This window comes from Clostridium sp. AM27-28, assembly GCF_003480955.1.
GTDB classification, from domain to species: Bacteria; Bacillota; Clostridia; order Lachnospirales; family Lachnospiraceae; genus Otoolea; species Otoolea fessa.
On the sequence record NZ_QUJT01000003.1, the window covers coordinates 48,291 to 60,201 of the forward strand.

The following is an 11,911-nucleotide window of genomic DNA, read 5'->3' on the forward strand; positions in this document are numbered from 1 at the left end:
GTTTTCCTATACCTCCGGCACTTCCAGCGTCACGCGCCCCAGTTTGCCGCTGCGGAAGTCATCTAATAGGAAGCCAGCCGCTTTTTTCGTATCCAGCTCGCTGCCCTTTAAAAGACAGGAACGTGCCCTTGCGATTTCACGCAGAATTTCCCAGGCTTTTTTTGTATCTTCGCCGTCCCCAGCCGTATTCTCAACCAGCGTCACACCATACCGCTCTTCCAGGCGCTTTCCGTAACGTCCGGACATATTTTTGATCAGCTCGGCTGCCAGCTCTTCCTTATCCAGAATCTCATCGTTGATCGAGCCGATAAATGCAAGGCACAGTCCCACATTCGGATCTTCAAATTTCGGCCAGAGGATTCCCGGCGTATCGAGAAGTTCCAGTGTCTTATTTAAGCGGATCCACTGGTTTCCCTTGGTAACACCCGGTTTATTTCCAGTCTTGGCGCAGGCTTTTCCGGCAAAGGAATTGATAAAGGTCGATTTTCCGACATTCGGAATGCCGACTACCATCGTCCGCACCGGGCGGTTTTTGATACCGCGGCGGCGGTCACGCTCAATTTTCTCCTTGCATGCCTCCTGCACCAGCGGCTGGATCTGCTTCATTCCCATGCCGCTGCGCGCGTTGATGCGGAGTGCATGGATGCCCTGCTCCTTAAACCATGCGATCCAGCGCTCTGTACAGCCGTCGTCCGCCAGATCCGCCTTATTTAAAAGGACAATCCGTCCCTTTCCCTTCGCAAGCTCATCAATATCCGGGTTGCGGCTGCCGAGCGGCACGCGCGCATCCACCAGCTCAATCACCAGATCGATCAGCTTGATATCTTCCTTCATGGCTCTTTTTGCCTTTGTCATATGTCCAGGGTACCATTGTATCTGCATGAAATTTTCTTCCTTTCTTAGAACCTATCTCGACGAAATCAACCCAAACCGGCTAACCGGCTGGATCCGCAGCCAGACCTTTCCTTTGATCTGCCGGAACTTCACATTTCCCACATTGGAAAAGCGGCTGTCCTCACTGCCGGAGCGGTTGTCACCCAGCAGAAAATATTCGTTTTTATCCAGACTAATCGGATATTCCGCCAGTCCAGCCAGAGCCGCCTTACCCAAGTCGTTCGGGGCGTCTAATTTTTCATTATTAATGTAAATATAACCGTCCTTGATCTGCACCGTCTCACCTGGCAGTCCAATGACGCGTTTTATATTGTAATTTCCCGTTTCTTTTTCAAATACAATAATGTCATAGCGCTTTGGGCGCATCACGCGGTAACTCAGGCGGTTCATCAGAACCTTTTCGTTCTGCGACAACACCGGTTCCATTGATTGACCGCTCACCCGTATCTGTGTCCCCATCGCAAACACGGCGAACCACGCGATCGAAATTACCACCGCGATATCCACGATCCATCCAACCACCAGACGGATGCGGTTTTTATCCTCTTTCAGCTCCATATGTCACTCCCTCTCTATCCATTCCCCATGAATCATCGCTCATGTCGCAAGCGACCGCGCTCGGCGCGAGAATGTGCCAGGGCACATTCTTTTTTATAATAGGGAATCACAAGGAATTTCCTATTACACGAAAAAAAGCTGCTGCACAGTTCCTCCCGCCGCGCCGGACACACATAACCGCATATCCGGATGCACAGCGGGCTGACCTGTACAGCAGCCCCATCCGCTTCAGAAATTATTTTACTAACTCTTTTACCTTCGCTGCCTTGCCGATTCTGGATCTCAGGTAGTTCAGTTTTGCTCTTCTTACTTTACCTCTTCTTACTACTTCAACGTTCTCTACAGACGGAGAATGTAACGGCCAGGTCTTCTCTACACCAACACCGTTGGAGCTCTTTCTAACAGTGAAAGTCTCGCGAACGCCGCCGTTCTGTCTCTTAATAACAGTTCCCTCGAAAACCTGAATTCTCTCGCGGTTTCCCTCTTTGATCTTAGCAGATACACGTACTGTATCGCCTACGTTGAAACTCGGAACGGTTTCCTTTAACTGAGCTGCTTCAATGTTCTTAATAATCTCGTTCATCTTTGTGAACCTCCTTTAAAATCTTTGATGTTCTTAATACGATCTTTTATCCCGTAAAAACGTGCTTCCTGTAACAGCGGAACATCTCTTTATTTCACAGAATATGATTTTATCATAGAAATCCTTGATTTGCAAGGACTTTCTGCTCTCTTTTTTAGAGTTTTTTTGTTTCTTTTTCCTCTTTCTGACGAATTAGCTCTTCCAGATATTTCTTCTCTTTCTTATCCAGAACCGCATCTTTTAAAAGATCCGGGCGGCGTTCCAGCGTCCGTTCGATCGATTTCTGACGGCGCCAGGTCTCGATATTTTTGTGATGCCCGGTCAGAAGTATGTCCGGGACCGCCTTATCCATGAATACAACCGGGCGGGTGTACTGTGGATATTCCAGCAGATTGTCGTGAAATGACTCAAATTCCGCGGATACGTCATTATTTAACACACCAGGCACCAGACGGGAAATGCAGTCGATCATAACCATCGCCGGAAGCTCACCGCCCGTCAGGACATAATCGCCGATGGAGAGATAGTCGGTCACAACCAGCTCTAATGCGCGCTCATCGATCCCCTCATAATGCCCGCAGAGGAACACCAGATCCTCTTCTTTCGCCAGTTCTTCCGCGATTTTCTGGTTGAAAACCTGCCCCTGCGGAGTCAGATAGATCACGCGCGGACGTTTTCCGGTGCGCGCCGCCAGATCTTCATATGCATCGTAAATTGGTTCCGGCTGCATCACCATACCGGCGCCGCCGCCATAGGGCGCATCGTCTACATGATGGTGTTTGTCCTTCGAGTAATCGCGGATATTGACCGCCTCAACCGAGATCAGCCCTTTGTCAATCGCACGCCCCGTAATACTTGTGTTCAGTCCCCCCATTACCATCTCCGGAAACAGGGTCAGAATATGAAAATTCATCCGTTTCTCCTATATATATACACTTTCACAACGGTACTTTCATTTTAGGATTTTCATTCCATTTACAGATCCAGCAGACCGTCCATGATATGAACCGTTACGGTGCCAGCCTCCAGATCGACATTCAGGATGCATTCCTTGATGGACGGGAATAGGTATTCTTTGCCCTCAGGTCCTTCGATCACATACACGTCGTTAGCCGCTGTCTGAAGGATATCTTTCACCGTACCGAACTCCTCACCCTCGTCCGTCAGCACTTTCAGACCAATCAGATCGGCAATGAAATTCTCATCTGGATTCAGTTTCACCGCCTGATCGCGGGTGATCAGAATATCCTTATTACGGAACGGCTCGCAGTCCTCAATCCGATTCATCTCTTTAAATTTAAGAATGACCATATTTTTGAAAAAACGCACCTGTTCCACGGTCACCGGCATTTTTTCTTTTCCAGTGTCGATATACGCTTTTTTTAATTTTTTAAAACGATTCACATCATCGGTGGTAGGAAATACTTTCACATCTCCGCGCAGACCATGCGGGGATGTAATTACACCAACTCTCAGATAATCAACCATTCTATAATCCTCCTGTATGAAATAGAACGTGCCTTGCATTCCCGCGCCGGGGTGCGGTTGCGTTGGCATCCTCTTGAATTTCCTGTGATATAAAAAAGCCGGACACCCTTTCAGGCAGCCGGCTTTTCAGCTTCGTCTGTATTACTGAATCTCTACAATAACTTTCTTGTCTTCCTTGGATGAAGCCGCCTTGACAACCGAGCGAATCGCTTTCGCGATACGACCCTGTTTTCCAATTACCTTACCCATATCGGCCGGTGCAACGGAAAGCTCGATTACAGTCTCGTCGTCTTTGACCGATTCTGTAACCACTACCTCGTCCGGGTTCTCAACCAGTGCTTTCGCGATAACTTCTACTAATTCTTTCATACCTTTGCACCTCACAGGTCAGTATGCTTGATTTACTGGATACCAGCGATCTTTAAGAGTTTACCAACAGTCTCTGTCGGCTGAGCGCCTGTTGCTAACCATTTCTTAGCAGCTTCCTCATCGAATTTCAGAGTGCTCGGCTCTGTGTTCGGATCGTAGATACCGATCTCCTCGATGAATCTGCCATCTCTCGGGGATCTGGAATCTGCAACAACGATTCTATAGAAAGGAGCTTTCTTCTGACCCATTCTTCTTAATCTCATCTTTACCATTTTAAATTACCTCCTGAAATTTTCCTTATTTCCTTGAATTATAAAATATAGCTAATGCACACTGCATCTACTAACACTTGTTTAAAACGGCAGCTTCATCTTGCCAAGCATACCGCCGAGTCCGCCAAGACCCTTGCGTTTTCCGCCGCCTGCCATGCCCGGAAGCTGTTTCATCAGCTTTTTCATATCTCCGAACTGTTTTACCAGGCGGTTGACTTCTGCGATATCCACGCCTGCGCCCTGTGCGATTCGTTTCTTGCGGGACGGATTCATCAGATCCGGGTTGCGCCGCTCTTCGGCTGTCATCGAGAGGATGATCGCCTCCACGCGTCCCATCGTCTTCTCATTCTCATCTAAATCCAGACCTTTAAGCTGTCCCATGCCTGGCATCATACTCATGATGCTCGCCATGCCGCCCATCTTCTTGATCTGGTTCATCTGATCGAGGAAGTCATTGTAATCAAATTCTGCCTTCTTAATCTTGCGGCCGAGTTCTTTTGCCTTCTCCTCGTCGATCACAGCAGATGCTTTGTCGATAATGGAAAGAACATCGCCCATGCCCAAGATCCGGGAAGCCATACGGTCCGGGTAAAACTGTTCCAAATCGGAAAGTTTCTCGCCCATACCGACATAGAGAATCGGTTTTCCGGTTACCGCCTTGATAGAAAGGGCCGCACCGCCTCGCGTATCGCCATCCATCTTTGTCAGAACCACACCGTCAATGCCGATTTTGTCGTTAAACATGCTCGCTACATTGACTGCATCCTGACCAGTCATGGCATCTACAACGAGAAGTGTCTGATAAACATCCACATTCTCTTTGATCTCAACCAGCTCATCCATCATCGCTTCATCGATGTGGAGACGACCGGCTGTATCGATGATAACCACATTGTTGCCATTTTTCGCCGCGTGCTCAAGCGCTGCCTTTGCGATATTGACCGGTTTGTGGTTCGTTCCCATCGCAAATACGGGAACACCCTGTTTTTCACCATTTTTCTGCAGCTGTTCGATTGCCGCCGGTCGGTAGACATCACATGCTACCAGCAATGGATTTTTTCCCTTTGCCTTGAGCTTTCCGGCAATCTTTGCCGTCGTGGTCGTCTTACCAGCACCCTGGAGACCTGCCATCATGATGACGGTAATCTCATTGCCCGGTTTTAACGCAATCTCTGTCATCTCGGAGCCCATCAGCTTGACCAGCTCGTCGTTGACAATCTTTATTACCATCTGTCCTGGATTCAGACCATTTAAAACATCGGTTCCAATCGCCCGCTCCTGTACAGAATTGATAAACTGTTTTACTACCTTGAAGCTTACATCCGCTTCCAGAAGGGCCATCTTGACTTCTTTGAGTCCGGCTTTTACGTCGCTCTCGCTGAGTCGTCCCTTGCCTGTCAGGTTTTTAAACACATTCTGCAGTTTGTCTGCCAAGCTTTCAAATGCCATCAAAAACCTCCTGCATTATAAATCCAATATCTCGTTTGAGATTCGCCCGATTGCCTCAATCAGCGCCTGATTCTGTGTCTGGCTGAATTCTTCCGTCAACCGATGAATCTCAGTTACTTTTTCCTTGGTTTTCTGGAATTTGGCAATCAGTCCAAGCTTTTCCTCATAACCAAGAAGTGTACGGTCACAGCGCCGGATCAGATCATGCACACCCTGACGGGTAATGCCCTGTTCGTCTGCAATCTCGCTGAGGGACAGATCGTTAAATACCACATCCTTATATACACTTTGCTGATGCTTTGTCAGGAGTTCTCCGTAAAAATCATACAAAAGACCCTGTTCAACAATTTTTTCCATTCCTCATCACCTGTGTTATCATACACGATAATCTAATTGGTGTCAAGTATTTTTTCTTTACACCAATCAGATTATCAAACGAATTATTTTTTTTGCTGCTCTGTCTGTGTTTTCTTTCAAAAACAAGCAGCTTAATGATCGCATTACATCGTTTCAAATTCTATCCCCGCACCGGATGGCCATCTTCCTTCGGCATCTTCTTCGCCGCCCGCCAGAAACAGATCATATGTGCCGTCGCTGTGACCGCCCAGGAGATTGGGTACGACAGATACAGGATCGCCAGCGACCGCTGCGCTGCAAATATGGTAAAGATCCAAATCACTCGCAGTCCGCAGGCGCCGGTCAGAGAGACAAGCGTCGGCAGGATCGAATACCCAAGTCCGCGGATGCTTCCGACCATCGTATCCATCACGCCGCACAGGAAATACGTCGTACAGATGATCGACATCCGGAGCAGTCCATAGGAAATAACGTCGGCGTCTTCTGAATATATCTGCAACAGCCACGGACCGCCGAGGTATGCTGCAAATCCCAGCACCAGTCCTACTGTCACAACGACGCCCTGGCAGGTGGCAAGGATCTTTTTGATCCGCGTATATTTCTCCGCTCCGATATTCTGGCTCGTAAAGCTTAAATTGGTCTGGTACAGCGCATTCATCGAGGTATACACAAATCCCTCGATATTCTGCGATGCCGTGTTGCCTGCCATCGCGATCGAACCGAAGGAATTGACAGACGACTGAATCAGTACGTTGGAGATCGCAAAAATCGCCCCCTGAATACCAGCCGGAAGACCTACCTTTATAATAAGAAGAAGTTTTCTCCGGTTGACTCCCAGCTTGGAAAGCGACAGCTTCATCGCGCCATCTGAACGCATCAGGCAGCGGATAACCAGAAATGCGGAAATACACTGGGAAATCACGGTTGCCAGCGCGACACCCGCTACGTCCATCTGGAGCTTGGTAACAAAGAATATGTTCAGTGCTGCATTGATAACACCTGCCACGGTCAGGAAATACAGCGGGCGTTTCGTATCGCCGATCGCGCGCAGGATCGCACTTCCGAAGTTATACACCATCGTTGCCGGCATACCGGCAAAATAAATCCGCATGTAGATCGTCGATTTATCGATGACATCGTCCGGCGTCCCCATCAGTTCCAGCCAGAAACGTGAGGTAAACAAACCCAAAAAGACTAGAAACAGCCCGCTCATCAGGCTGACCGTGATCGCCGTATGGATTGTCTCGCTCATGTCGCGGTCATTCTTCGCGCCATAATAGCGTGCCACCAGAACGTTCGCACCAATCGACAGACCGATAAAGACGTTAATGAGAAGATTAATAAGGGAACTGGTCGAGCCGACTGCAGCCAGAGACTGGCTGCCTGCAAAACGCCCCACCACGATCACATCTGCCGCATTGAAAAGAAGCTGAAGCACACCGGAAAGCATCAGCGGAATGGAGTATGTAAGTACCTTTCCGAGAATCGGACCATTGCACATATCCATTTCATAGGATTTCGCCATGTTTTTCATCCTTTCGTATCTTAAAAATAAAAGTCCTTTCATTTTTCGAAGGCTGGTCAGTTGATACTATTCTACCCCCTTTCCATGCGCTTTTCAAGCGTTCTTTTAATCGTTGACTTTTTCCCGGCGCGTTTTATAATAAGGGTAGATAATTTACGGCGTAAACTGTCTGGCATCTTCCAGTTACAGCCACTTTACTTATAAGGAGGACATCATGATGAACACACAGCGACTTGAGAAAGTTTTGAAGAAAATGGAAACAGAGGGTCTCGAGCAGATGATTATTTCCGATCCATATGCGATCTATTATCTGACGGGTCGTTTTATTGATCCGGGTGAACGTCTGCTGGCACTTTACATTAACCAGTCCGGCAAGAATAAGATCTTTATCAATAACCTCTTTACCGTTCCGGAAGATCTGGGCGTAGAGAAATTCCGCTTCTCGGATACAGACGATTACCTGACTCCTCTGTGCGACTGTGTTGAGGCAGGCAAACCGCTCGGTATTGATAAAACATTTGCTGCCCGTTTCCTGATTCCGGTCATCGATCATTCGGGCGCTTCCTCCTACAAGGTCAGCTCCATCTGCATCGATGAGGTCCGTGCGTGCAAGGATGACGAAGAACGTGAAAAAATGCGTGCGGTTTCCGCAATCAATGATAAGGCGATGGCACAGTTCCGAGGTCTGATCCATGAGGGCGTGACTGAGGAAGAGATCGCTTCCAAGATGTTAGATATTTATAAGAGTCTCGGTGCAGACGGATATTCCTTTGAACCACTGGTTGGCTTCGGTGCAAACTGCGCGCTTGGACACCACGGTCCGGACAACACGGTTCTGAAAGAGGGCGACACCGTCCTGTTTGATGTTGGATGCAGGAAGGATGGCTATTGTGCCGATATGACACGTACTTTCTTCTATAAAAAAGTACCGTCTGAGAAGCACCGCGCTATTTATGAGACCGTCCGCCGCGCAAATGCTGCCGCAGAAGCAATTCTGAAACCGGGCGTTCCGCTCTGCGAAGTCGATAAAGCTGCCCGCCAGATCATCGAGGATGCCGGATATGGTCCGAACTTTACCCATCGGCTGGGACATTTCATCGGTCTGGAAGTACATGAGTACGGCGATGTTTCTTCTGCGAACACCAAGGTCGCTGAGGTTGGCAATATCTTCTCCATCGAACCAGGTATTTATGTAGAAGGCGAAGTTGGCGTGAGAATCGAGGATCTGGTGCTGATTACTGAGGATGGATGCGAGATTCTGAACTCCTTCAGCAAGGAGCTGGATATTGTAGAGTAATCACATCGCATCATTTATAACACGATTATAAAAAAGAAACTGTTACAGATGGTATTTCTGGTAATTCCGATTACAAATCACGAATCATCCAGAAAGCCAGCATCTGTAGACAGTTTCTTTTTAGTTTTCTTTAAAAGCTAATTATAATTTTCATTTATACAAAGGCGTTTTTACGCGTTCAGCTTCTCCGTCATCATTTCATTCACTTTACCCGGATTTGCCTTGCCCTTCATCAATTTCATCACCTGACCAACCAGAAATCCAAGTACCTTTGTCTTTCCACTCTTGTACTCTTCCACCGTCTTCGGGTTTGCGGCGAGCACATCGGAAACTGCCTGTTCCAGAGCACTGTCGTCATTGACCATGCCAAGTCCGTGTGCTTCGACATAGGCGGACGGATCGACATCTTGCTCGAAAATAGCTGTAAATACTTCTTTTGCCGTGTTGTTATTGATCGTTCCAGCATCGACCAGATCGATGAGCTGTGCCAGATGCATCGGGGAGAACCACAGGCTTTCAGCGTCCTGTCCTTTTTCCTTGAGCAGGCGGCTTGCCTCGCCGATCAGCCAGTTTGCCGCTTTCTTCGGTTTCTGGCAGATGGTAGTGGTCTTTTCAAACATATCCGCCATCTTCTTAGACTCAGTCAGGATGCGGCTGTCATATTCAGACAGACCATATTCACTCTGGTAACGTGCCATTTTTTCCGGCTGCAATTCCGGCAAGGCGGCGCAGACGGATTCCAGCCATTCATCGCTGATGCAGACCGGCGGAAGATCCGGATCCGGGAAATAACGGTAATCTTTCGCATCCTCTTTAGAACGCATCGCATAGGAGTATTCCTTATTGTCATCCCAGCGTCTCGTCTCCTGGATGACCTTCCTGCCCTCTTCCAGCAGCTCAATCTGGCGGGCGCGCTCGCCGTCGATCGCACGGGCAATCGCCTTGAAAGAGTTCAGGTTCTTCATCTCGGTTCTCGTACCAAATGTCTCACTTCCCACCTCACGGACCGATAAGTTGACATCGGCACGCATCGAACCTTCCTGTAACTTACAATCGGATGCGCCCAGATACTGTACCAGCAGGCGCAGGCGTTCAAGGTAGGCAATAACCTCATCAGCACTCCGCATATCCGGCTCAGAAACGATCTCGATCAACGGCACGCCGCTTCGGTTGTAATCAACCAGCGAGCAGTCTTCCCACTCGTCGTGGATCAGCTTTCCGGCATCTTCCTCCATATGAATTTCATGAATACGAATTTTCTTTTCACCGGCATGCGTGTCGATCGGGATATAGCCGTCGTGGCAGATCGGGAGATACAGTTGGGAAATCTGGTAGTTCTGCGGGTTGTCCGGGTAAAAATAGTTTTTCCGGTCAAATTTACAGAACTGGTTGATACCGCAGTTTGCCGCCAGACCGACAGACATCGCGTATTCAACAACTTTCTTATTTAAAACCGGCAGGGAACCCGGCATACCGGTACAAACCGGGCAGGTATGAGTATTTGGTTTTGCTCCAAATTCGGTGGAGCAGCCGCAGAAAATCTTGGTTTTCGTCGCCAGCTCTACGTGTACCTCCAAGCCGATGACTGTCTCATATTCTTTCTTCATCTTATCTGCCCTCCTTGTCTGTCATAACCGGAAGCTTCCATGCACCTCTCGCCTTTTCGTATGCAGATGCCGCGCCAAACAGCTTTTTTTCCTGGAAGCAGTCTGCGATCATCTGAAGCCCGATCGGAAGTCCCTTTGAATCCAGCCCGCACGGAACTGAAATGCCCGGAAGACCTGCCAGGTTGACCGAAACAGTATAAATATCGCCCAGATACATCTTCATCGGATCGGAAAGGCTGTCGCCCAGCAGCGGTGCCGTGGACGGCGCTGCCGGTCCCAGAATGACATCGTATTTCTCAAACGCCTTGTCAAATGCCTGTTTAATCAATGCTTTTGTGCGGAGTGCTTTCAGATAATATGCATCGTAGTAGCCGGAACTCAAAACGAACGAACCGAGCATGATACGGCGTTTTACCTCTGGTCCAAAGCCCTCGGAACGGCTCTTTTTATACATTTCATGTAAATCTTCATATTCCGGTGTGCGGTAACCGTACTTCACACCGTCAAACCGGGACAGGTTGGAGCTTGCCTCCGCCGATGCAATGACGTAATATGCTGGAATCGCATACTCAACCATGCCTAAATCAAAAAATTCTACTTCTGCCCCGCGTTCTTTTAACGCATCAGCTGCCGCCAGAACAGCTTTTTTTACATCTTCATCGAGTCCTTCGCCCAGATAATCGGACGGGATTCCAATCTTCATCCCTTTTACCTCTCCGGTCAGGGCAGCGGTAAAATTGTACGCCTCCCGCTTGACAGAGGTGCTGTCCTTTTTATCATAGGAAGCGATCGTTTCCAGAATTGCCGCGCAGTCTGCGGTATCTTTCGCAATCGGTCCAATCTGATCCAGCGAGGAACCGTAGGCGATCAGACCATACCGGGAAACCGTTCCATAGGTCGGTTTGATGCCGGTCACGCCGCAGAAGGAACTTGGCTGGCGGATGGAACCGCCCGTATCTGAACCAAGAGCAAAAAAGGTCTCTCCCGCTGCGACAGCCGCACACGAGCCACCGGAAGATCCGCCAGGTACATGCTCTGTATTCCACGGGTTTTTCGTCGGTCCAAACCAGGATGTCTCGGTCGTACTTCCCATCGCAAATTCATCCATATTTGTCTTTCCAAGCAGGATCGCACCGGCTTTTTTGAGGTTCAGCGCTGCCTCCGCTGAGTACGGAGGTACAAATCCCCTTAAAATTTTGGAACTGCACGTTGTCTCAATTCCCTCTGTACAAATATTATCCTTGATCGCCATCGGAACGCCCGCCAGCGGTCCGGTCAGGGTGCCATCGTCAATCTGTTTCTGGATCTCATCCGCCTGTGCCAGTGCTGCCTCCTCGGTCAGCGTTACATAAGCATGAACTGTATCTTCATATTTATGAATCCGTTCCAGAGATGCCTGTACCGCCTCCCGGACGGAGATTTGTTTTTCTTTAATTTCTTTTCCCAGCTCCAGCGCTGTTAATTCTGAAATTCCCATCCTGATTTCCTCCATATTGCTGCCTGTATCTCTAC

The 11,911-nt window shown here is 48.7% G+C and carries 13 protein-coding genes; 1 reads left to right on the forward strand and 12 read right to left on the reverse strand.

Going from position 1 to position 11,911, the window contains the following annotated elements; translation table 11 throughout:
- Positions 1-6 precede the first annotated feature (6 nt).
- From ylqF to DW720_RS04820, 10 genes are all read right to left on the reverse strand, one after another.
- Positions 7-882, reverse strand: a complete 876-nt coding sequence (ylqF, locus tag DW720_RS04775; protein ID WP_022358769.1) for a ribosome biogenesis GTPase YlqF — start codon at positions 880-882, stop codon at positions 7-9.
- Between the two features lie 24 nt (positions 883-906).
- Complete coding sequence (lepB, locus tag DW720_RS04780; protein ID WP_106999916.1) at positions 907-1,452, reverse strand: signal peptidase I; 546 nt, start codon at positions 1,450-1,452, stop codon at positions 907-909.
- Between the two features lie 235 nt (positions 1,453-1,687).
- Complete coding sequence (gene rplS / locus DW720_RS04785; protein ID WP_022360232.1) at positions 1,688-2,035, reverse strand: 50S ribosomal protein L19; 348 nt, start codon at positions 2,033-2,035, stop codon at positions 1,688-1,690.
- Between the two features lie 154 nt (positions 2,036-2,189).
- Positions 2,190-2,948 carry a tRNA (guanosine(37)-N1)-methyltransferase TrmD gene (gene trmD / locus DW720_RS04790; protein WP_118742556.1) on the reverse strand — a complete coding sequence of 253 codons (759 nt, stop codon included), beginning with the start codon at positions 2,946-2,948 and terminating at the stop codon, positions 2,190-2,192.
- Between the two features lie 62 nt (positions 2,949-3,010).
- Complete coding sequence (gene rimM / locus DW720_RS04795; RefSeq protein ID WP_106999918.1) at positions 3,011-3,523, reverse strand: ribosome maturation factor RimM; 513 nt, start codon at positions 3,521-3,523, stop codon at positions 3,011-3,013.
- A gap of 141 nt (positions 3,524-3,664) precedes the next feature.
- Entirely contained in the window at positions 3,665-3,892 is a 228-nt protein-coding gene (locus DW720_RS04800) for a KH domain-containing protein (protein WP_022360235.1), read from the reverse strand.
- A gap of 32 nt (positions 3,893-3,924) precedes the next feature.
- On the reverse strand, positions 3,925-4,164 hold the full coding sequence (rpsP, locus tag DW720_RS04805; protein ID WP_106999919.1) for a 30S ribosomal protein S16: 240 nt from the start codon (positions 4,162-4,164) through the stop codon (positions 3,925-3,927).
- A gap of 81 nt (positions 4,165-4,245) precedes the next feature.
- The gene (gene ffh / locus DW720_RS04810) at positions 4,246-5,613 is read right to left on the reverse strand and encodes a signal recognition particle protein (protein WP_106999920.1); all 1,368 of its coding nucleotides are present in this window, start codon (positions 5,611-5,613) and stop codon (positions 4,246-4,248) included.
- Between the two features lie 15 nt (positions 5,614-5,628).
- Complete coding sequence (gene ylxM, locus DW720_RS04815; protein ID WP_106999921.1) at positions 5,629-5,970, reverse strand: YlxM family DNA-binding protein; 342 nt, start codon at positions 5,968-5,970, stop codon at positions 5,629-5,631.
- Positions 5,971-6,130: 160 nt separating this feature from the next.
- Positions 6,131-7,495, reverse strand: coding sequence for an MATE family efflux transporter (locus tag DW720_RS04820; protein ID WP_118742703.1), 1,365 nt, complete (start codon positions 7,493-7,495; stop codon positions 6,131-6,133).
- Positions 7,496-7,712: 217 nt separating this feature from the next.
- Between DW720_RS04820 and DW720_RS04825 the strand changes: the two genes are divergently transcribed.
- A complete protein-coding gene (locus DW720_RS04825; RefSeq protein WP_106999922.1) occupies positions 7,713-8,792 on the forward strand; it encodes a Xaa-Pro peptidase family protein in 1,080 nt (359 codons plus the stop codon).
- A 170-nt stretch (positions 8,793-8,962) separates the two neighbouring features.
- On the opposite strand, the gene gatB is transcribed toward DW720_RS04825, so the two are convergent.
- On the reverse strand, positions 8,963-10,399 hold the full coding sequence (gatB, locus tag DW720_RS04830; RefSeq protein ID WP_118742557.1) for an Asp-tRNA(Asn)/Glu-tRNA(Gln) amidotransferase subunit GatB: 1,437 nt from the start codon (positions 10,397-10,399) through the stop codon (positions 8,963-8,965).
- Between the two features lies 1 nt (position 10,400).
- Positions 10,401-11,876: an Asp-tRNA(Asn)/Glu-tRNA(Gln) amidotransferase subunit GatA gene (gene gatA / locus DW720_RS04835; protein WP_118650835.1), complete on the reverse strand. Its 1,476-nt coding sequence runs from the start codon at positions 11,874-11,876 to the stop codon at positions 10,401-10,403.
- Between the last annotated feature and the right edge of the window lie 35 nt (positions 11,877-11,911).